Below are 21,132 nucleotides of genomic sequence, written 5' to 3'. Positions count from 1 at the left end.
GTGGTGGCGGTTTCCAGCGTGCGGGTCTGATAGTTGGAGGCGCGCGAGGCGATGTGCACTTCAACGCGGCCGCTCGGGGTGTTGGCGGTCTTGATGAAGCCCAGATCGCCATTCGCCAGCAGCTGCCAGGTGCCATCGGTTTCGTTGCCGAAGGTGGTGGCGGTTTCCAGAATGCGGGTCTGGTAGCCGGAGACAAGCGAGGCGATGTGCACTTCCACACGGCCGCTCGGGGTATTGGCGGTCTTGATGAAGCCCAGATCGCCATTCGCCAGCAGCTGCCACGTGCCGTCGATTTCGTTGTAGAAGGTGGTGGCGGTTTCCAGAATGCGGGTCTGGTAATTGGAAGCGCCAGAGGCTAGATGAACTTCAACGTGCGCGCTCGGCGTATTCTCGGTCTTGATAAACGCCAGGATGCTGGAGCTATCTAGGCGCTGCAGCCCACGGCTGGTATCGGCCCCCGCGGTTCCTGCGATAAGCAGCGCAAAGGACAGCAGGAAAAAACGAGCATATTTCGCAATCATTCAATATCTCCTTAAGAAAATCATCCATGCAATGAGTATCAATGTTCATCCGTTCACTTGCGCGTTTCCGCTTTGACTCGATTCACCCAGGCTGGCATGTGTTTAGGTTATCATCGCTGCAAGAGTAAAATTACAATAGCATATTAAAAGGCTCAAACTATGAATTATTTATTCCGATTGGCTTTGTTGCACAAGCCAGTTAAAGGCTGAACTACCGCAATGCACGGACGGACATATTTCATGCGTACCGTTTTCGGCCTACCCGGAGCCGTAAGGCGATTCAGAATCGCTGCATAGATTTTAAGCTCTGCCACTTGCCGGTCAAAGTCACATGGCTTAGCCGCAAACCAAAGAAGCACTTAATGGTGAGATGGAAATGAATTGAGGCATCAGAGAAAGTTGGCTGGCATCCCCGCTTGCCAGTGGCTGGAGTCAGTCAGTTCATCCCCTTGTCTAGCCCGTGGAGTAGCTGCCCTCGCTGCTTGAGGAATTGATTGTAGAACTGCCAGTTGGTGGTCTGGCAATTGGGATGGGGGCTTGCTCATGCCGTCATTCTACTAAACACGAAGAGGTGCTGATTTGTGCAACAAAGCCGATCTAGTCACAAAAATGGCGTAGATTTTTGTGTTGTGATTTTAATTTTAACTGATTGAGTTTTCGTGAAATAAATGGGTGCATCATTGCGATGTGCCGATATTTTTTGCCGATGAGATGCATGTGACATCTATATAGATATTCAGACGAGTATCAATCTGGGGTTAATATCGGTGAGAATGGGTGGTTTAAAAGCGAATTTCATGTCAACATTCGCTACTAAGTTATTGATTTGTATGTGCTGGAGTGTGCTGATATGTGTCTGGCTAGGGGTGGATTTTTCGACTGATTTTGTCGGTAGGTATATGATTATTATGAGCAAAGCATCAATTCTATTTGTCTGCCATGGCAATATCTGTCGATCTCCAACTGCTGAAGGTGTGATGCGGAAGCGGCTAGCCGGGATGGGGTGGGCGGACCGGGTCCGGCTGGACTCGGCCGGCACCCATGGTTATCACATCGGGGAAGCGCCGGACGCGCGCAGCATGCGCGCTGCCGCCAGGCGGGGCTACGATCTTTCCGCGCAGCGGGCCCGCCAAGTGGCTGATGAAGATTTCTCTGATTTCGATCTGATCCTGGCCGCGGATCGCCATAACCTGGACGATCTGCGCCGGCGCTGCCCGGCGGAGTTGGGCGATCGCCTGCATCTGATGCTGGAGCCGTTGGGGCAAGATCGGGAGGTGCCGGATCCGTATTACGGCGGCGATCGGGGCTTCGAGCAGGTGCTGGATCTGCTGGAGGCCGCCTGCGACGCCTGGCTGGCCAGGATAGAAGCCGGATTGCGCTGAACGCCTGACCGGAGGCGGCGCTCCTGCTAAGCTATTTGAAACAACCCAGTCACGCTTGGGCGGGCCGAAGCCGACGGCCGCGCGGGCGAACTCTGTCTGCAAGGTAAAAACATGGCCTTGACTTCGCGAGAGCGAGCGAACAAGACTCCTTTGGAAATCGTCCCCAGCCACAGCGCGGACGTGATTCTGCCGCGCCAGCCGACCAAGACGCCGCTGGCCAGCCAGACCGTCATCGTCATCGGCTCCTCCACTGGCGGCACCGAGGCATTGCGCGCACTGCTGACCACGCTGCCCGCCAATATGCCGCCGATTCTGATCGCCCAGCACATGCCGGAAATGTTCACCCATTCGTTCGCGCAGCGGCTGGACTCGCTGTGCCGCTTGCGGGTGAAGGAGGCGGAGGACAATGAGAGGCTGCAGCCCGGCACCGTCTACATCGCGCCCGGCCATTCGCATTTGTTGATCAAGAGCGCGCCGACGATAGGCTACAGCACCTCGTTGAACAACGGCCCTGCGGTGAACCGCCATCGGCCGTCGGTGGATGTGCTGTTCCGCTCCGCCGCCAATCTGGTCGGTAAGAACAGCATAGGCGTCATCCTGACCGGCATGGGGCGTGACGGCGCCAACGGCATGCTGGAGATGCGGCAGGCCGGTGCCTGGAACATCGCTCAGGACGAGGCGAGCTGCGTGGTGTTCGGCATGCCCAAGGAGGCGATCGCCGTCGGCGCCACCCACGAGGTGTTGGCGCTCGGCAGCATCGCCCAGCGGCTGGTCACGCTGGCTCACCAGCGCCAGCCATCGGTATAACCATAATAAGAAGCATTGGATTCCATGAAGTATCTTCCGATTCTGGTGGTCGAAGACGACGCGGATTTGCGCGAGGCCATCATCGATACGCTGTCGCTGGCCGGTTATCCGACGCTGGAGGCCGCCGACGGCGGCTCCGCCCTGCAGAAACTGGCCAAGGAGCCGGTGGGGCTGATCATTTCCGACGCGCAGATGGCGCCGATGGACGGCTACGATTTGTTCGAGGAGGCGAAGAAGCGCTATCCCGGCGTGCCTTTCATCCTGATGACGGCTTATGGCGTGATCGAGCGCGCGATCGAGCTGTTGCGGGCCGGCGCCGCCCATTATCTGCTTAAGCCCTTCGAGCCGCAGAGCCTGCTCGCCGAGGTGGCGAAGCATCTGCTGGCGATGCCGGGCGACGACGGCGGCGAAGTGGTGGCGGAGTCCGCCGCGATGCGCCAGTTGTTCGCGCTGGCGGGCAGAGTGGCGCAGAGCGACGCCAGCGTGATGATTTCAGGCCCCAGCGGCAGCGGCAAGGAAGTGCTGGCGCGCTACATCCATCGCCATTCCCGGCGCGGCGCGGGGCCTTTCGTCGCCGTCAACTGCGCGGCGATCCCGGACAATCTGCTGGAGTCCACGCTGTTCGGCCATGAGCGCGGCGCCTTCACCGGAGCGGCGCAGGCGTTGCCCGGCAAGTTCGAGCAGGCTCAGGCGGGCACCATTCTGCTGGATGAAGTCACCGAGATGCCGCTGCCGCTTCAGGCCAAGCTGCTGCGGGTGCTGCAAGAGCGCGAAGTGGAGCGGATAGGCAGCACCCGGGCCATCAAGCTGGACATCCGCGTGCTGGCCACGTCCAACCGCGATTTGCAGGCGGCGGTGGAGGCGGGAAATTTCAGGGAAGACCTGTATTTCCGTCTGAATGTTTTTCCTTTGCGGATACCCGCGCTGGCCGAGCGACAGGATGATATCCTGCCATTGGCACGATTCCTGCTTAAAAAACATGCGGAGGCCGCCGGGCGGGCGTCTTTGGTATTTTCCAGGGATGCGGAACGTCATTTGACGGCCTATAGTTGGGAGGGTAACATCCGCGAACTGGATAATGTCGTGCAGCGGGCGGTCATTCTTGCCGCCGGGGCGGAAATTCTTGCCGCCGACCTGATGCTGGGCGATATTGCAGGCGTGGGGCAGTTTACCCGAGCGGAGTCCGAATCGGACAGTTCGGTGTCGGGTGAAACCGACATGAAAACCCTTGAAAAACGCCATATTCTGGAAACATTGGCGGCGGTCGGCGGCGTGAAGAAGCTGGCTGCGGAGAAACTGGGCATCAGCGAGCGCACTTTGCGCTATAAATTGCAGCGTTACCGTGATGAAGACGCTGAGGATGCCGGTGGAGATGTTCCGGAGGGAAATGGCACGGAGTAGCCATGTCAGTCAATAATATCGACCAGTTGCTGGGCGAGCTGAAAAGCGCGGCGGCGCTGGCTTCAGGCAAACAGCCGCAGGCGACTCAGCAGACGGCGCAGGTCGACTTTTCCGACGTGCTCAAATCAACGATAGAGCAGGTCAATTCGGCGCAGCAGACATCGGAGGAGATGCAAAAGCAGTTTCAGCTGGGCGACAACAAGGAGGTCAATCTGCAGGACGTGATGGTGTCGCTGCAGAAAGCCAGCCTGTCGTTCCAGACGATGGTTCAGGCGCGAAACAAGCTGGTCAGCGCCTATCAGGAAATCATGAATACTCAAGTCTAGCGCTGCCTTGCCACGGCCTGGCGGCGGTGGACCTAAACCATAAACCACCGTATGGCTGATCTGGCAGAAGAAAACGCTACTCCAGTTTGGCGCGCGCGACTGAACGAAGCGGGTGATCGCTTCAAGGCGCTGCCGAATAACCGAAAAATCCTGTTTCTTACGGCGCTGGCCGCGATTTTCGCCGTCGTCGTCGGCGCGGTGATCCTCAACCGCACGCCTTCCTACAAGATACTGTTCTCCAATCTGGCCGATCGCGATGGCGGCCAGGTCACGGCCGCGCTGCAGCAGATGAACATCCCCTATCAGCTGGGCGAGGGGGGCGTGGTTTCCGTGCCGGCGGACAAGGTTTACGATGTCCGGTTGAAGCTGGCGGCCCAGGGCTTGCCCAAGGCCAGCGGCGTCGGCTTCGAGCTGATGGACAATCAGAAGTTCGGCATCAGCCAGTTTGCCGAGCAGGTCAATTACCAGCGTTCCATCGAGGGCGAGCTCGCCCGCACCATCGAGGCCGTTTCCTCGGTGCAGAGCGCCCGCGTCCACATCGCCACCCCCAAGCAGAGCGTGTTCGTCCGCGAGCAGCAATCGCCCACCGCCTCGGTGATGCTGCAGCTGTATCCGGGGCGGATGCTTGACGGCGGCCAGGTGGCGGGCATTCTGCACCTGGTGTCCAGTTCGGTGCCGAACCTGCCGCTGAAGAACGTCACCATCGTCGATCAGGACGGCAATCTGCTGTCCAAGCAAACCGGGCCCGACGACAATTCGGGCCTGGATCAGCGCCAGCTGGGTTTCGTGCGCCAGATCGAGGAAGGTTACGTCAAGCGGATCGAAGACATCCTGGAGCCCATTTTCGGCCACGGCAACGCCCGCGCCCAGGTGACGGCCAACGTCGACTTCTCCGAAACCGAGCAGACCTCGGAGACCTACCGGCCCAACTCCAATCCCAACCCTTCGGCCACCCGCAGCCAGCAGATCAGCGAGAAACTGGTCAATGGTTCGGCGAACCCCACCGGCGTTCCGGGCGCCTTGTCCAACCAGCCGCCGTCCGCGGCGTCGGCGCCGATCACGCTGCCGCCGGGAGCCGCGCCGGGAACCGCCAATCTGTCCGGCTTGGGCGTCAGCGCCAGCGGCACGCTGCAGCGCGACATCACCACCAATTACGAAGTCGACAAGACCATACAGCACACCAAGGTGCCCACCGGCGTGGTCAAGCGCCTGTCGGCCGCCGTGGTGGTCAATTACCGCCGGATGCCGGACAAGAGCGGCGAGATGAAGCCGACGCCGCTGACGCCGCAGGAAGTGCAGCAGATCAACAATCTGGTGAAGGAGGCGATGGGTTACAACACCGGACGCGGCGACACGCTGAACGTGGTCAACGCCGCCTTCGCTGACAATGCCCAGCCCGTCACCATGCAGGAGCGGGTGATCGACTACGTCAGCGGCAACGGCACCAGCCTGATCAAGTACGGCCTGCTGGCGATCGCGGTGCTGTACTTGCTGTTCGGCGTGGTGCGTCCCGTCATGCGAGATCTGGTCAGGCCGCCGGCGCCTGCGGGCGGCGCGGAGGGCGAGGCGGGCGCCGCCGGCGCTGTGGGCGCCGGGGGACGTTTGCTGGGCGTGGCCGGAGAAGAAGGCGAGCCCGGCGTCGCGGGCGCCGCGATGGCCGGCGCCGGCGAAGACCCGCGCGAAGCGCAGAAGCGCCAATACAGCAGCAATCTGGAAGCCGTGCGCGAGCTGGTGAAGTCTGATCCGCGCATGGCCGCCCAGGTCATCAAGGAATGGATAAGCGCCGATGAGTGATAACGGAATACGCAAAAGCGCCGTGCTGCTGTTCAGTCTCGGCCAGAACGAGGCGGTCGAGGTGTTCAAGTATCTCGGCCCCAAGGAAGTGCAGAAGATTTCCCTGGCGATGGCGGCGATCAACAACCTCAGCTACGAGCAGATCGACGAGGTGGTGGCTGAATTCCGCAAGGAGTGCGACGCGCGCGCCAGCATCGGCGCGTCCGACGAATATCTGCGCAACGTGCTGATCGAGGCGCTGGGGCCGGACAAGGCCGCCAACCTGCTGGACAAGATCATGCAGGGCAACGATCACAGCGGCATCGAGAGCCTGAAGTGGATGGACCCGTCGTCCGCCGCCGATCTGATCCGCCATGAGCACCCGCAGATCATCGCCACCATCCTGGTGCACCTGGAGCCGGATCTGTCCAGCTCCATCCTGGCCTTCTTCCCGGAGCGGATGCGCAACGAGGTGCTGATCCGGACTGCGACGCTGGAAGGCGTGCAGCCGCAGGCGCTGCGCGAACTCAACGACGTGCTGACGCAACTGCTGTCGGGTTCCGACCGCATCAAGAAAAGCGCGTCCGGCGGCGTCAGCCTCACCGCGGAAATCCTCAACTTCATGGGCGGCAACGTCGAGGCGTCGGCGCTCAGCTTCATCCGCGAGTACGATCCCGAGCTGGCCCAGCGCATCCAGGACAAGATGTTCGTGTTCGAGAACCTGCTGGACATCGACGACCGCTCGATCCAGACGATTCTGCGCGAGGTTCAGTCCGACTCTCTGGTGATCGCGCTGAAAGGCACCAGCACCGATCTCAAGGAAAAGATCTTCCGCAACATGTCCCAGCGCGCGGCGGAAATGCTGCGCGACGATCTGGAGTCCAAGGGGCCGGTCAAGCTGTCCGAAGTGGAGGCCGAGCAGAAGGAAATCCTCAAGGTGGTGCGCAAGCTCGCCGACGACGGGCAGATCGTGCTAGGCAGCAAGGGCGGCGATGAAGGCCTCATCGAGTAACGGGCCCATCATTTCCGGCGAGGACTTGGAGAGCTGGAGCAGTTGGAGCCCGGCATCGCTGGATGGCTTCACCCAGGCGCTGTCCCCGGCCCAATTGGTGGCGATGGCGCAGATGCGCCGCCCGGGCGCCAGCCTGGCCGAGCGCATCGCAGCCTCCGAATCCGAACCATCTGCGCCGATTCCTCTGGCGGAAGCCGAAGCGTTGGCCGAGCAGGCCGAGGCTGAAACCGAGGAAGCCGAGCCGGAAGCGCCGGCATTGGGCTACCCCACCGCCGCCGAGCTGGAGGCCATCCATCAGGAAGCCTGGCAGACGGGCCATGACGCCGGCCTGGAGGCGGGGCGGACGGAAGGGTTCGAGCAGGGCTTGCAGGCTGGGCGGGAGCAGGGTGAGGCGGATGCGCGCGCCGAGCACTTGCCCAGGCTGGAGCAGGCTTGGCAGGCGTTGAGCGAGATGGGCGCGAGCTTTTCCGGCGAGCTGGCTCAGATGGAGCAGGCGCTTTCCCAGGATGTGCTGCGTCTTGCCTGGGGGCTGGCCCAGAAGCTGGTGCAGCAGAAGATAGATCAGGACGAGCAGGTTTTGCTGCCGCTGTTGCAGGCGGCGCTGGCGGAGCTGCCGTCCACGCTGGCCAGCGCCCGTTTGCGCGTCAATCCGGCAGATTTGGCCGCCGCGCGCGAATTCCTGCGGCAGGAAACACCGGAGACGGCGTGGCAGTGGGTCGAGGATCCGCAGATGCGTCGAGGGGGCTGCGTGATCGACGCCAGTTCTGTGCGGCTGGATATGGCGCTGGAGACCAGGCTGGCGGCGCTGAGCCGGGCGCTGGGGCTGGAGGATGGAGATGAGCGACAGCCTGATTGAACGCCAGCGCGACTGGCTGGCGTCCTGCGGCGCGGCGGCTGAGACAGCCAAGCTGTGGCAGCCTTGCGGCCGGCTGGTCCGCGTCACCGGGATGGTGATGGAGGCGGTGGGCATCAAGCTGCCGGTAGGCGGCGCCTGCCGCGTGGCATTGGCGGACGACCATTCGGTGGAAGCCGAGGTGGTGGGCTTCTCCGGCGACAAAGTGTTCCTGATGCCGCTCTCCAATGTTCATGGCTTGCTGCCCGGCACGCCGGTATTTCCCTTGCCGTCTTTCAATCCTCCGCGCTATGGCCATGATGGCGGCGCGGCGCCGGCCGCCAATGGCGCGGTGGGCCGCCAGGTGCCGGTGGGCGCCAGCCTGCTCGGCAGAGTGCTGGATTCGTTGGGGCGGCCGCTGGACGGCCTGGGTCCCATCCATCCCGAGGCCTGGTTTCCCTTGTACAGCCAGCCGATGAACCCCTTGCACCGCACGCCGGTGCACGATGTGCTGGATGTGGGCGTGCGCGCGATCAATGGCTTGCTGACGGTTGGGCGCGGCCAGCGCCTGGGCCTGTTCGCCGGTTCCGGCGTCGGCAAGTCGGTGCTGCTGGGCATGATGGCGCGCTTCACCAAGGCCGACGTGGTGGTGGTGGGGCTGATCGGCGAACGGGGCCGGGAAGTGAAGGACTTCATCGAGAACATTCTGGGCGAGGAGGGGCGCGCCCGTTCCGTGGTGGTGGCCGCGCCCGCCGACATGCCGCCGCTGATGCGGCTGCACGGCGCCGCTTACGCCACCGCGCTGGCCGAGTATTTTCGCGCCCAGGGGCTGGATGTGCTGCTGCTGATGGACTCGGTCACGCGTTACGCGATGGCGCAGCGCGAGATCGCGCTGGCCATCGGCGAGCCGCCGGTGACCAAGGGCTACCCGCCGTCGGTGTTCGCGCGGCTGCCGCAGCTGATCGAGCGCGCCGGCAACGGCGAGGAGGGGGGCGGCTCCATCACCGGCTTTTACACCGTTTTGTCCGAAGGCGACGATCAGCAGGATCCGATCGCCGACTCGGCTCGCGCCATTCTGGACGGCCACTTCGTGTTGTCCCGCGATCTGGCCGAGGCAGGTCACTATCCGGCGATAGACATCGAGCAGTCGATCAGTCGGGTGATGGTGGACGTGGTGCCGCAGCAGCAGATGGAGCTGGCCCGCCATTTCAAGCAGCTGTATTCCCGTTATCAGCGCAATCGCGACCTGATCAGCGTCGGCGCCTACGTCTCAGGCTCCGATCCGGTGCTGGATGACGCCATGCGCCGCCAGCTACCCATGGTCAGCTTCCTGATGCAGCCTATGCACGAGTCGCACGATTACGCCTCCTGCTGCCAGCAGCTGGCCGGCGTGATGGCCTGAGCCTGACTCATGGCGACCAGCAAGTACGAGCTGCTGATTCATCTCGCCGACGAGCGCCAGCAGGCGGCGGCGGAGAGGATGGGCATGGCGCAGAACCGCTTGGCGGAATCCCGCTCGCGTCTGGATCAACTGCACGCTTTTCGCGAGGAGTACAGGCAGCGGCTGGTGAGCGGCGGCGGGCAGGGCATCTCCATCATCCAGTACCAGGACTTCCGCCGCTTTCTGTCCCGGCTGGACGATGCGATGGTCCAGCAGCAGCAGGATGTCGACCGCTGCGCGCAGCGCTTCGTGATGGAGCGCCAGGCCTGGCAGATGGAATACAAGAAGTTCAAGGCCTACGAGAAGCTGTTGCAGCGGGAGCGGGAGCGGGAGGCGCAGAAAGAGGCCAGGCTTCAGCAAAAGCAGACGGATGAATTCGCCACCCGCCAATTCTGGGATCGCTCCCGCGGCCACGACTCCTGACTTGGCACGCTCCTTGCTTTAATTTGTCTCGTTCTACTCAGTCGAGACATCGTCATGACCATCATTGTGAATACACCGGCGACCAAGGCCGGCCCGGCTGCCGCCACCGGCGCCGCGGGCGCGGCGGGCTCGGCTGCCAATGCCGCGGGCGGCGGCGCGGCAGGGGATTTGTTCGCCAGTTTGCTGGGCATCCAGATGGGCATGATCGGCGCGACGCTGCCGGGATCCACGGATGGCAGCGTTTCCCACGAGGATAAGCCTGCCGACGACAAGTCCGCGGCCAAGAGCGATGATGGCGACGCCAGCCTGCAGGCCGCATTGGCGATGCCGATGCTGACGGCGCTGCAGGTTCAGCCGCAGCAGGCCGAAGTCAAGGCTCCGCCCCAGGACCTGCTTGCCCAGCAAGCGACGGCCAAGCTCGATCCAGCGCTGTTGTTGTCGACGGCCAAGCAAGACTTCAACTGGAAAGAGGGTCAGCAAAAATTGCCGGACCCGGATGCCTCGGCCGCGCAATTCTTGCCGCTGCAGCAATTGCAGCAGCAAGCGCAGCCTCAGCAATCCACCCATGTCCAAGCGGCCAACGCCAACATGCCGCAGCTGACCTTGCCGCAAACGCTGACCGACCCGAACTGGGGCAAGGCGCTGGGCGAGCAAGTGATGAGCATGGTCAGTCTGAAAATGGACAAGGCCCAGATCCAGCTGAATCCGCCGCAGTTGGGGCCGATCGAGGTGACGTTGAAGATGAATGGCACCGACCAGGCCCAGGTATTGTTCACGGCGGCGGTGCCGGCGACCCGCGAAGCGCTGGAAAGCAATATGCACCGCCTGAGCTCCATGCTCTCTTCCAACGGCATCCAGCTGACCGATTCCCAGGTTTCCAGCGGCAATTCCGGCCAGCAGCACCAAGCTTACCAACAGAAGAAAGGGCATTCCCAGCCCATCGTCGGAGAGACCGAAGGCGTGGATGCGTTGAGCGTGATCAAGACCGCGCGCGGCATACTCAGCATCTTTGCTTGACCCGATTTGAGATTGACACTGTTCAGCAGGCCGAGAAAACAGGAAAATATGGCCGGGAAATCGTTTAAGATTTCACTAGGAACTCCATAAAGAACAGGTCATAACTTATGTCGGATGATAAAAAGGCGGACAAGGCGGAAAAAAAGGCGGGAGGAGGCGGCAACAAGCTGATGCTGATCGTCATCATTCTGCTGATTCTGGTGCTGGGCGCCGTGGGGGCCTTGGCTGCCTATATGTTCACCAATATGAACAAGCCGGCGGGGGCTCAGGCCGAGCAGGTTCATGAAAAGCCGAAGAAAAAACACGACGGGCCGCCGATCTTCGAAAAGATGGATACCTTCGTGGTCAACCTGGCCGGCAATGACGGCAGTTTGCTGCAGATCGACATGCAGGCCGAGCTTGGCGACGAGGAGGCCAAGAAGAAGTTCACCGATTACGCGCCCAAGGTCCGCAGCGCCGTGATCCTGCTGCTGTCGTCCAAGACCGCGGCCGAGGTCAGCACCGCCGAAGGCAAGGTCAAGCTGAAGGCGCAGGTCAAACAGATCATCAACGAGGCGATGGACGCGGGCGAGGAGCCCGTGGTCGACAGCGTCCTCTTCACTTCCTTCATCATCCAGAAGCAGTAGGCGCGCCATGGGCGACGATATTCTGTCCCAGGAAGAGGTAGACGCCCTACTGCGGGGCGTCTCCGGCGAGGACGAAGACGAGGAAGGCGGGCAGGATGGCCAGGGTGTCCGAGGCTATGACATCGGCCGGCAGGAGCGCATCGTACGCGGCCGGATGCCGACGCTGGAAATCATCAATGAACGCTTCGCGCGCAATTTGCGCATCGGCCTGTTCAACTTTCTGAGGCGCAACGCGGAAATCTCGGTGGGTCCGGTGCGGGTGCAGAAGTACAGCGAATTCATCCGCAATCTGGTGGTGCCGACGAACCTGAACCTCGTCCACGTCAAACCGATGCGTGGAACCGGCTTGCTGATCTTCGATCCCGACCTGGTGTTCCTGATCGTCGACAATCTGTTCGGCAGCGATGGCCGCTATCACGTGCGGGTGGAGGGCCGGGATTTCACCCCGACCGAGCAGCGCATCATCCATCGCCTGCTGGAAGTGGTGTTCGCCGAATGCCAGAAAGCCTGGGAGCCGGTTTATCCGATCGAATTCGTCTACCTGCGCTCGGAAATGAACACCCAGTTCGCCAACATCGCCACGCCCACCGAAGTGGTGGTGGCGATGACATTCCATATCGAATTGGGCGCGGGCGGCGGCGACTTCCACATCTGCCTGCCGTACTCTATGGTGGAGCCGATCCGCGACTTGCTGTCCAGCACGATGCAGGCCGACCGCACCGAGGTGGACAACCGCTGGGTCAATCTGATGACCCACCAGGTGCAGGCGGCCGAGGTGGAGCTGGTGGCCAGCCTGGCGCATGCCAAGGTGACGCTGGGGCAGATACTGAATCTGAAGAACGGCGATGTGGTGATGATAGAAATACCGGAGCGGGTGGAGGCCGACGTGTCCGGCATCCCGGTGTTCGAGGCAAGCTACGGCACCGTGCAGGGCCGATACGCGCTGAAGGTGGAAAAGATACTGGCGGGGACCAACGAGTTCCTGGAGTCCCCCGGAGAGCATGAGCAATGAGCGAAGAAGAATTGCAGGGCGGCGCGGCCGGCGCCGAAGAGGAAGTGTCGATGGACGACTGGGCCGCCGCGATGGCGGAGCAGGAGACCGTCGAGAGCGCGCCGCCGGCGGAGTCCGAGGCGGTGCCTGCCCAGGGCCTGTTCCAGGAGATCGGCGCCGGGGCGGTGGCGGGCGGTCCGCCCAATCTGGACATGATTCTGGACATCCCGGTCCAGTTGACGGTTGAGCTGGGGCGCACCAAGATCGCGATCCGCAACCTGCTGCAACTGGCGCAGGGCTCGGTGGTGGAGCTGGACGGCATGGCCGGCGAACCGATGGACGTGCTGGTCAACGGCTGCCTGATCGCCCAGGGCGAAGTGGTGGTGGTCAACGACAAGTTCGGCATCCGCCTGACCGACATCATCACTCCGGCGGAACGCATACGGCGACTGCAGAAATAATGGATATGGGCAAACTCGTGAAAGTGCGCCTGGCGCTGCGAGGCGCACTTTGCTTTGCGGCGTCTTCGCCGCTGTGGGCGGCGACGGCCGCCGCTCCCGCGCCTGTGGCCGCGCCGTCGCCGTTCGCCAGCCTGGTGCAGGTGATCCTGGGTCTGGCGGTGGTGCTGGGCGCCATCATCGGCGTGGCTTGGCTGTTCAAGCGCTTGTCAGGCGGCGCGTTGGGCGGGGCGGGCCGCGTCCGCGTCGTCGGCGGCGCCATGGTCGGTCAGAAGGAGCGGGTGGTGATCGTCGAGCTGGAGGGCGAGTGGCTGGTGCTGGGCGTGACGCCGCAGCAGGTCAATCTGCTCAACAAGATGCCGCGGCCGGAGGGCGCGGAGCCGGAGCGGGACGAGCCGGCCGAGCCGTTCGCTCGCTGGCTGAAGGCCGCTTTGGACAAGAGCCGCGAGGCGCAGCGGCGGCGGCAGGACAAATGATGAAGAAAAAGATCGTGATCGCTCTGCTGTCCGGCGGAGCGTTGCTGGTGCCGTTGCTGGCGGACGCGGCGGCGGGGCTGCCGCTGATGACCAGCACGCCGGCGGCGGGCGGCGGGCAGAACTACTCGCTCAGCCTGCAGATGCTGCTGTTCATGACGGCGCTGACCTTCATCCCGGCGATGCTGCTGATGATGACGGCCTTCACCCGCATCGTGATCGTGCTGTCCCTGCTTAGGCAGGCGCTGGGCACCACCCAGTCGCCGCCCAACCAGGTGATCGTCGGTCTGGCGCTGTTTTTGACGCTGTTCGTGATGGGGCCAACCCTCGACCAGGTTTACGCCAAGGCCTGGGTGCCGTTCTCCGACGACAAGATCAGCTTCAGCCAGGCGCTGGACGAGGGGAGCAAGCCGATGAAGGTCTTCATGCTGCGCCAGACGCGAGAAAAGGATCTGGCTTTTTTCATCGAGATTTCCCAGTCGCCCAAGCCGCAGAGCAAGGAAGACGTGTCGATGAAGACGCTGATTCCGGCCTTTGCCATCAGCGAACTGAAAACCGCGTTCCAGATCGGCTTCATGATCTTCATTCCCTTCATGATCATCGACCTCGTCGTCGCCAGCATCCTGATGGCGATGGGCATGATGATGGTGTCGCCGGTCACCATCTCCTTGCCGTTCAAGATGATGCTGTTCGTGCTGGTGGACGGCTGGACGCTGCTGATGGGCTCGTTGGTGCAGAGTTTCTACACGGGATGACGGCGATGCGGCTGGAGTGTTTGTCGCCGGCGGATTTGCCTGCTTGTCATGCCCTGTTCCGGGCCAGCGTGCATGCGCTGGCCGCCGGCGTTTATACCGGCGAACAATGCCTGGCGTGGGCGCCGGAGCGGATGCGGGACGATGAGATCGAGGCGGTTTGGCGCGCCAGGCTGGAAGGCGCCTGGTCTTGCAAGGCGGTGGCCGATGACGGCCGGCTGGCCGGCTTCGCCTGGTTGAAGCGCGACGGCGAATTCGACATGCTGTATGTCGCGCCTTGGGCCGGCAGGCAGGGTTTGGGCGGGAGAATGGCCGCCGAGCTTGAACGCCGCGCCGCAGAGGCCGGCGTGACGGCCCTCCATGCCTGGGCCAGCCACGCGTCGCGCCCGGTGTTCGAGCGTGCCGGCTACCGGCTGGCGCGCGCCAGCCGCGTCGTCCGCGATGGCGTGGAAATCGATAACTGGCTGCTGGCCAAGGGCGGCTGGCGGGAGGAGGGGGCATGAGTCCGGAACTGATCATCAGCATCGTGCAGAACGCGCTGTACATCCTGATCATCGTGTCGGCGCCGGTGCTGCTGACATCGCTGCTGGTGGGCCTGCTGATCAGCATCCTGCAGGCCGCCACGCAGATCAATGAAATGACGCTGACCTTCATCCCCAAGCTGCTGGCGATGTTCCTGGTGCTGGTGCTGGCCGGTCCGTGGATGCTGAACACCCTGATTGAATACACAACCAGGTTGTTCCAGAGCATACCTGGCGTGATCGGCTGATGCTGGCGATCAGCGATATCCAGATCAATGCCTGGGTCGGCGTCTTCGCCTGGCCGTTCGCGCGCATCGTCGGCTTGTTCCTGACGGAACCCATCTTCGCCTACCGCGGCGTGCCGCGCAGCTTCAAGGTCGGGTTCGCGCTGATCCTGACCGTGATCCTGTCGCCGCTGTTGCCGCCGCTGCCCGCTGTGCCGCTGGTATCGGCCGAAGGCATCGCCATCCTGGTGCAACAACTGCTGATCGGCCTGTCCATGGGCTTCGTGATGCGCATCGTGATCAGCGCGGTGGAGCTGACCGGCTTCATCATCGGCGCGCAGACCGGCCTGGGCTTCGCGATGTTCTATGACCCGGTCCATGCCGCCCAGGTGCCGGTGCTGTCGCAGATGCTATCCTTGCTCACCTTTTTCCTTTTCCTCGCCTTCGACGGTCACCACGTGGTGCTGAGCGCGCTGGTGCACAGTTTCCAGGTGCTGCCGATTGGCATGGCCATGCCGGCGCAGGGCATCAAGGCGCTGGTCTTGTGGGGGGGGCATCTGGTCGAGTGGGGGGTGTGGCTGGCGATGCCCATCATCGGCGCGCTGCTGATCACCAACCTGGCCATCGGCGTGATGACGCGGGCGGCGCCGCAGTTCAACATCTTCTCTTTCGGCTTTCCGCTGACCATCATGATAGGCTTCTGCACGCTGTACATGACGCTGCCGATGATGATCCCGGTGATAGAGCGCATGTACCAGATCGGCTTTGACATGATGTTGCGGATGCTGCAGGCCAAGTAGCCGGGCGCGTCTCGTAAAGCCGGACGGCTTTCTGCTAGAATACCGCCAATTTTGATTGACGCTCCGGCGCGCCGCCGGGGCCAGACAACGCACAGAGGCAAATATGGCAGGTCACAGCAAATGGGCTAACATCCAGCACCGCAAGGGTCGCCAGGATGCCAAACGTGGCAAGATCTTCACCCGCCTGATCAAGGAAATCACCGTCGCGGCCAAGATGGGCGGAGGCGATGTCAACATGAACCCGCGTCTGCGCCTGGCGGTGGACAAGGCCAAGGCCGAGTCCATGCCCAAGGACAATATCGAGAACGCGATCAAGCGCGGCACCGGCCAGCTGGACGGCGTCGATTATGTCGAGTGCCGCTACGAAGGCTACGGCATCGGCGGCGCGGCGGTGATGGTGGACTGTCTGACCGACAACAAGACCCGCACCGTGGCCGATGTGCGCCACGCCTTCTCCAAGTACGGCGGCAATATGGGCACCGACGGCTGCGTGTCCTTCCAGTTCAAGCATTGCGGCTACCTGGTGTTCGCGCCGGGCGTGGATGAGGACGCCTTGATGGAGGCGGCGCTGGAAGCCGGCGCCGAGGACGTGGTCAGCAATGACGATGGCTCGATCGAAGTCATCACCGGCCCGTACGAATTCTCCGACGTCAAGGACGCGCTGGAAGCCAAGGGCTTCAAGTCCGAGATGGGCGAAGTGACCATGCGCGCCGAGAACGAAACCGAGCTGACCGGCGACGAAGCCGCCCGCATGCAGAAGCTGCTGGACGCGCTGGAAGATCTGGACGACGTGCAAGATGTATATACCTCGGTGGTGATCGGCGAATAAGCCGTTCCCGTCCGCAGCGAAAACCCGGCCCGGCCGGGTTTTTTCATGTCCGCGCGGCTTGGGCCGCGGGCGCGGGCGGTGTAAACTGGCGGCTTGTTCCGCAGGTCCCGTTTCCGCAAGGATTTCATTGCCCATGCACCAGCCGCACGCCGAGCGCCGCAAGCGCTTGTTGGCCCAGATAGGCGACGGCGTCGCCTTGTTGCCCACCGCGACGATAGCGGTGCGCAATGCCGACAACCACTATCCCTACCGCGCCGACAGCTATTTTCTGCACCTGACCGGTTTCGAAGAGCCGGAAGCCGTGTTGCTGCTGGATGGCCGCAGCGGCAAGTCGGTGCTGTTCTGTCGCGACCGCAATCCGGAAATGGAAATCTGGGACGGCTTCCGCCATGGCCCCGACGGCGCGAGGGAAGTCTTCGGCTTCGACGAAGCCTATCCGCTGGCCGAAATGGCCGAGCGGATTCCCGATCTGCTGGCGGACTGCGGCCAGCTGTGGTGGCCGCTGGGCCACGACGAGGCTTTCGACCGCCGCGTCAACCTATGGCTGGACGCGGTGCGCGGCCGCGCGCGCGCCGGCGCCCGTCCGCCCGCGCATTACGGCGACCTGCGCGCGCTGCTGGACGAGATGCGCATGGTCAAGGACGAGGCTGAGATCGCGCTGTTGCGCCGCGCCGGCGAAATTTCCGCCGCCGGCCACGTGCGGGCGATGCGCGCCGCGCGTCCCGGCATGCATGAATACCAGTTGGAGGCGGAGCTGCTGCACGTTTTCGTCGGCCACGGCGCCCGCCAGACAGCGTACGAAAGCATCGTCGCCGCCGGGATCAACGCCTGCACGCTGCACTACGTGGCCAACAACACGCGGATAAGCGACGGCGAGCTGCTGCTGATCGACGCCGGCTGCGAATACCGCGGCTACGCCGGCGACATCACCCGCACCTTTCCGGCCAACGGCCGCTTCAGCGGCCCGCAGCGCGACGTCTACGAGATCGTGCTGGCGGCGCAGCTGGCAGGCATCGCCGCGGTGAAGCCGGGCGCGGTGTGGCACGCGCCGTCGGACGCCGCGCTGGCGGTCCTGGCGCAGGGGATGGTGGATCTGGGCTTGCTGGCCGGCACCGCGGACAGCGTGATCGAGTCCGGCGCCTACCGCCAGTTCTACATGCACGGCATCGGCCACCTGATCGGCCTGGACGTGCACGACGTTGGCCAGCGCAAGCAGGACGGGCAATGGCGCGGCTATCAGCCGGGCATGTGCACGACGATAGAGCCGGGCCTGTACATCCGGCCGGCGCCTGGCGTGCCGGAGGCGTTCCATGGCGTAGGCGTGCGCATCGAGGACAATGTGCTGGTGACGGCGGACGGCAACGAGGTATACACCGCGGCGGCGCCCAAGACGGTGGCGGAGATCGAGGCGCTGATGCGCGGGGAGTGAGATCGATGGATGAACGAATGAGCGAACACGCCGACGTCCTGATCGTCGGCGGCGGCCCGGTGGGCGCGCTGGCCGCCTTGAGGCTGGCGCGGCAGGGGCGCAGCGTGATGCTGCTGGAGGCGAGGGCGAGAGACGCCGAGGTGCGCGATGCCCGCGCGCTGGCGCTGTCCTGGCACAGCCGCGGCCTGCTGGAAGACGCCGGCGCCTGGCCGGCCGATCTGCCGGCGACGGCGATAGACACCGTCCACGTGTCGCAGCAGGGCAGTTGCGGCCGCACCCGTCTGGATCGGGAAGATCTGGATCTGCCGCATCTGGGCGCGGTGGTCGACTATCCGGCGCTGGTCGCCGGGCTTGGCGGCGCGCTGGAGCAGGCAGGCGTGCAGGTGAGATGGCAATGCCGGGTGACGGCGGTGAAGAGCCTGAGCCAGTACGCGTGCGCCGAGGTCGACACGCCGGACGGTCGTTTGCTGCTGACCGGCAGCCTGCTGGTGCTGGCTGAGGGCGGCGCGCTGGCGGAAACGCTGCCGGGCATCCGCCGGCTGAGCCACGATTACCATCAGTGCGCGGTGCTGGCGGAGGTGGAGACCGAGCTGCCGCCGCAGGGTGTGGCCTACGAGCGTTTCGCCCACGACGGCCCATTCGCGCTGCTGCCGCACGGCGAGCGCTACATGCTGGTGTGGACCCGCAGCCAGGCCGACGCCGAGCGGCTGGCCGCCGCCGACGAAGCGGTGCTGCGCGGCGAGCTGCAGCAGGCCTTCGGCGAGCGCCAGGGCCGGATACTGTCGGTCGGCCCGCGCGCCACCTTCCCGCTGGCGCTGCGCCAGGCCAGCCAGGTGGCGAGCGGCCGGGTGGCGCTGATCGGCAACGCCGCCCAGACCATGCACCCGGTGGCGGCGCAGGGCCTGAATCTGGGCCTGCGCGACGCGGTCGGCCTGGCCGAGGCGCTGGAGGGCGCGGCCGATGCCGGCGACGCGCGCGCGCTGAAGCGCTATGCCGCTTCGCGTAAGCTGGACAGCCGCGCGGTGGTCGGTTTCACCCATGGCTTGATCAAGCTGTTCGACGGCCACCATCCGCTGTTGAACCGCCTGCGCGGCGTCGGCATGACGGCGCTGGACGCGCTGCCGGCCTTGCGGCGCAAATTCGCCGGCCATCTTGTATTCGGCGTGCGGGGATAAACGGATGCGTTACGACAAATATCGAGCGGTCATCGTCGGCGGCGGCCTGGTCGGCGCCAGCTTGGCGCTTGCGCTGGCGCGCGCCGGCAAACGGGTGGCGTTGCTGGAGGCCGGCGAGCCGGCTGCCGATGGACTGGAGCAAGGCTGGGACGCGCGCATTTACGCGGTCAGCCCGGCCAACCGTCGTTTCCTGGAGGGCATGGGCGCTTGGCCGGACATGGCGCGGATCGGCACCATCGCCTCGATGGACGTGCGCGGCGACGCCGGCGGGCGGATTTCGTTCTCTGCCCGCGACGCAGATGCCGACGCGCTGGCCTGGATCGTGGAGAACCGCTGGCTGCTGGCCTCGCTGTGGGCCCAGCTGCGCGACAGCGGCGCGGAGCTGATCACCGGCGCGCGCGCCAAGGCGCTGGCCACGACGCCGGGCGAAGCCCGGCTGACACTGGAGGATGGCCGAGAACTGGCGGCCGAGCTGCTGGTGGGGGCCGACGGGGCCAACTCCTGGGTGAGGGAGCAGCTGGGCTTGAAGGCCAGCGTCAAACCCTATGGCCAGAGCGGCGTGGTCGCTAATTTCGCCTGCGAGCTGCCGCATCAGGGCATCGCGCGGCAATGGTTCTTCGGCGACAGCATTCTCGCCTGGCTGCCGATGGCCGGGAACCGAATATCGATGGTCTGGTCCACTCCTGATCCGCAGTCGCTGCTGCAACTGTCGCCGGAGGACTTGGCCGCGCGGGTGGCCGAGGCCGGCGGACGGCAACTGGGCGCGTTTGCCACCCTGACCGACGCCGCGGCCTTTCCCTTGCGGCTGATCCAGCCGGAGGCGGTGGCGGCCGAGCGGGTGGCGCTGATCGGCGACGCCGCCCACACCGTCCATCCGCTGGCCGGGCAGGGCGTCAACCTGGGCTTCCAGGACGCCGCGCAACTGGCTGGCCTGCTGGACGCCGCGCCCGATTGCGGCGACTGGATGCTGCTGCGCCGCTACCAGCGCCAGCGCCGCGAGGCGGTGGCCGCCATGCAACTCGGCTGCGATGGCTTGTACCGGCTATTCCATGCGAAACTGCCTGGTCTGCCATGGCTGCGCAATACCGGCCTGTCTTTGACCAACTGCATGACTCCGCTGAAACGGCAGTTCGCCAGACAGGCGATTGGATACTGATCCCAAAGGACCCCTGATCGATGAACAAGAGAATGAAAACGCTGGCCCTGTCCAGCGCGATGCTGATGTCGCTGGCCGCATGCTCCCAGGCCGCCGGCGGCAATGTCGAAGACGTGAAGAAGGCCTTCCTCGGCCATTTCCCCGGCAAGCAGGTGAAGAGCGTCAGCGCCACCCCGGTCAAGGGCATCTATGAGCTGGTGGTGGACGGCCGCCAGGTGGTGTACGTCAACAGCGACGCCAGCTATCTGTTCGTCGGCGACCTGATCGACACCAAGAGCAAGGAAAGCCTGACCGAGAAGAAGATGGCCGAGCTGTCCAAGGTGGACTTCAACGCGCTGCCGTTCCAGTACGCGTTCAAGGATGTGCGCGGCAAGGGCGAGCGCAAGATGGCGGTGTTCACCGATCCTGACTGCCCGTTCTGCAAGAAGCTGGAGCGCGAGAGCCTGAAGGACATCGACAACGTCACCATCTACACCTTCCTGTACCCGCTGACCCAGTTGCACCCGGACGCGATGCGCAAGTCCAAGCAGATCTGGTGCTCGGCCGACAAGGCCGCCGCCTGGACCGCCTTCATGCGAGACGGCAAGCCGCTGACCGGTCCGGACAACTGCGACACGCCGCTGGAGAAGATCCAGGCGCTGGGCGAGAAGATGGGCATCACCGGCACGCCGGCGCTGGTGTTCGCCAATGGCCGCATGGTGCCGGGCGCCATCGGCGGCGACGACATCGAGCAGCTGCTGAACGCCAAGTAAGCCAACAAGAC

The 21,132-nt window shown here is 63.9% G+C and carries 24 protein-coding genes; 23 read left to right on the top strand and 1 reads right to left on the bottom strand.

Annotation, left to right across the window (positions count from 1 at the left end; genetic code table 11):
• A partial coding sequence (locus VL52_RS15315; RefSeq protein WP_046157833.1) for a hypothetical protein occupies nt 1–521 on the bottom strand: 521 nt, incomplete at its 3' end.
• 899 nt (nt 522–1,420) lie between these two features.
• Here VL52_RS15315 and VL52_RS15310 point away from each other — a divergent pair.
• The 23 genes from VL52_RS15310 (at nt 1,421) to VL52_RS15200 (ending at nt 21,121) form a co-directional block, all read left to right on the top strand.
• Complete coding sequence (locus VL52_RS15310; protein ID WP_326980825.1) at nt 1,421–1,903, top strand: low molecular weight protein-tyrosine-phosphatase; 483 nt, start codon at nt 1,421–1,423, stop codon at nt 1,901–1,903.
• A 111-nt stretch (nt 1,904–2,014) separates the two neighbouring features.
• Complete coding sequence (locus VL52_RS15305) at nt 2,015–2,710, top strand: chemotaxis protein CheB (RefSeq protein WP_046157831.1); 696 nt, start codon at nt 2,015–2,017, stop codon at nt 2,708–2,710.
• 24 nt (nt 2,711–2,734) lie between these two features.
• A complete protein-coding gene (locus VL52_RS15300; RefSeq protein WP_046157830.1) occupies nt 2,735–4,111 on the top strand; it encodes a sigma-54-dependent transcriptional regulator in 1,377 nt (458 codons plus the stop codon).
• Nucleotides 4,112–4,113: 2 nt separating this feature from the next.
• Complete coding sequence (fliE, locus tag VL52_RS15295) at nt 4,114–4,437, top strand: flagellar hook-basal body complex protein FliE (RefSeq protein ID WP_046157829.1); 324 nt, start codon at nt 4,114–4,116, stop codon at nt 4,435–4,437.
• A gap of 51 nt (nt 4,438–4,488) precedes the next feature.
• On the top strand, nt 4,489–6,231 hold the full coding sequence (fliF, locus tag VL52_RS15290) for a flagellar basal-body MS-ring/collar protein FliF (RefSeq protein ID WP_046157828.1): 1,743 nt from the start codon (nt 4,489–4,491) through the stop codon (nt 6,229–6,231).
• The gene (gene fliG, locus VL52_RS15285; protein WP_046157827.1) at nt 6,224–7,222 is read left to right on the top strand and encodes a flagellar motor switch protein FliG; all 999 of its coding nucleotides are present in this window, start codon (nt 6,224–6,226) and stop codon (nt 7,220–7,222) included. Before fliF ends, fliG begins: the two co-directional genes overlap by 8 nt.
• A gap of 25 nt (nt 7,223–7,247) precedes the next feature.
• Nucleotides 7,248–8,078 (top strand): FliH/SctL family protein, encoded by an 831-nt coding sequence (locus VL52_RS15280; RefSeq protein ID WP_052729329.1) that lies wholly within the window; start codon nt 7,248–7,250, stop codon nt 8,076–8,078.
• The gene (gene fliI / locus VL52_RS15275; protein WP_046157825.1) at nt 8,059–9,456 is read left to right on the top strand and encodes a flagellar protein export ATPase FliI; all 1,398 of its coding nucleotides are present in this window, start codon (nt 8,059–8,061) and stop codon (nt 9,454–9,456) included. Before VL52_RS15280 ends, fliI begins: the two co-directional genes overlap by 20 nt.
• A 9-nt stretch (nt 9,457–9,465) precedes the next feature.
• Nucleotides 9,466–9,918, top strand: a complete 453-nt coding sequence (gene fliJ, locus VL52_RS15270) for a flagellar export protein FliJ (protein ID WP_046157824.1) — start codon at nt 9,466–9,468, stop codon at nt 9,916–9,918.
• A 54-nt stretch (nt 9,919–9,972) separates the two neighbouring features.
• The gene (locus VL52_RS15265; RefSeq protein ID WP_052729328.1) at nt 9,973–10,935 is read left to right on the top strand and encodes a flagellar hook-length control protein FliK; all 963 of its coding nucleotides are present in this window, start codon (nt 9,973–9,975) and stop codon (nt 10,933–10,935) included.
• Between the two features lie 107 nt (nt 10,936–11,042).
• Nucleotides 11,043–11,561: a flagellar basal body-associated FliL family protein gene (locus VL52_RS15260; protein WP_046157822.1), complete on the top strand. Its 519-nt coding sequence runs from the start codon at nt 11,043–11,045 to the stop codon at nt 11,559–11,561.
• 7 nt (nt 11,562–11,568) lie between these two features.
• Nucleotides 11,569–12,573, top strand: coding sequence for a flagellar motor switch protein FliM (gene fliM, locus VL52_RS15255; protein WP_021477489.1), 1,005 nt, complete (start codon nt 11,569–11,571; stop codon nt 12,571–12,573).
• Entirely contained in the window at nt 12,570–13,013 is a 444-nt protein-coding gene (gene fliN / locus VL52_RS15250) for a flagellar motor switch protein FliN (RefSeq protein ID WP_046157821.1), read from the top strand. The genes fliM and fliN overlap by 4 nt, the downstream gene beginning before the upstream one ends.
• Nucleotides 13,014–13,018: 5 nt before the next feature.
• Nucleotides 13,019–13,486, top strand: coding sequence for a flagellar biosynthetic protein FliO (fliO, locus tag VL52_RS15245; RefSeq protein ID WP_144410286.1), 468 nt, complete (start codon nt 13,019–13,021; stop codon nt 13,484–13,486).
• Entirely contained in the window at nt 13,486–14,238 is a 753-nt protein-coding gene (fliP, locus tag VL52_RS15240) for a flagellar type III secretion system pore protein FliP (protein WP_046157839.1), read from the top strand. Before fliO ends, fliP begins: the two co-directional genes overlap by 1 nt.
• 5 nt (nt 14,239–14,243) lie before the next feature.
• On the top strand, nt 14,244–14,738 hold the full coding sequence (locus tag VL52_RS15235; RefSeq protein ID WP_052729330.1) for a GNAT family N-acetyltransferase: 495 nt from the start codon (nt 14,244–14,246) through the stop codon (nt 14,736–14,738).
• Complete coding sequence (fliQ, locus tag VL52_RS15230) at nt 14,735–15,004, top strand: flagellar biosynthesis protein FliQ (protein WP_046157819.1); 270 nt, start codon at nt 14,735–14,737, stop codon at nt 15,002–15,004. Before VL52_RS15235 ends, fliQ begins: the two co-directional genes overlap by 4 nt.
• Complete coding sequence (fliR, locus tag VL52_RS15225; protein WP_046157818.1) at nt 15,004–15,780, top strand: flagellar biosynthetic protein FliR; 777 nt, start codon at nt 15,004–15,006, stop codon at nt 15,778–15,780. The genes fliQ and fliR overlap by 1 nt, the downstream gene beginning before the upstream one ends.
• A gap of 103 nt (nt 15,781–15,883) precedes the next feature.
• Nucleotides 15,884–16,609, top strand: a complete 726-nt coding sequence (locus VL52_RS15220) for a YebC/PmpR family DNA-binding transcriptional regulator (protein WP_021477496.1) — start codon at nt 15,884–15,886, stop codon at nt 16,607–16,609.
• Between the two features lie 133 nt (nt 16,610–16,742).
• Nucleotides 16,743–18,038, top strand: a complete 1,296-nt coding sequence (locus VL52_RS15215; RefSeq protein ID WP_046157817.1) for an aminopeptidase P N-terminal domain-containing protein — start codon at nt 16,743–16,745, stop codon at nt 18,036–18,038.
• A gap of 17 nt (nt 18,039–18,055) precedes the next feature.
• On the top strand, nt 18,056–19,213 hold the full coding sequence (locus tag VL52_RS15210) for an FAD-dependent oxidoreductase (RefSeq protein ID WP_046157816.1): 1,158 nt from the start codon (nt 18,056–18,058) through the stop codon (nt 19,211–19,213).
• A gap of 4 nt (nt 19,214–19,217) precedes the next feature.
• Complete coding sequence (locus VL52_RS15205) at nt 19,218–20,369, top strand: UbiH/UbiF family hydroxylase (RefSeq protein ID WP_046157815.1); 1,152 nt, start codon at nt 19,218–19,220, stop codon at nt 20,367–20,369.
• A 32-nt stretch (nt 20,370–20,401) separates the two neighbouring features.
• Nucleotides 20,402–21,121 carry a DsbC family protein gene (locus VL52_RS15200; protein WP_231151699.1) on the top strand — a complete coding sequence of 240 codons (720 nt, stop codon included), beginning with the start codon at nt 20,402–20,404 and terminating at the stop codon, nt 21,119–21,121.
• Nucleotides 21,122–21,132 lie beyond the last annotated feature (11 nt).

The sequence above is a fragment of the Chromobacterium vaccinii genome (assembly GCF_000971335.1).
GTDB classification, from domain to species: domain Bacteria; phylum Pseudomonadota; class Gammaproteobacteria; order Burkholderiales; family Chromobacteriaceae; genus Chromobacterium; species Chromobacterium vaccinii.
The sequence above is the reverse complement of the archived record's forward strand: the minus strand, read 5'-3'. Positions and strand labels throughout refer to the sequence as shown.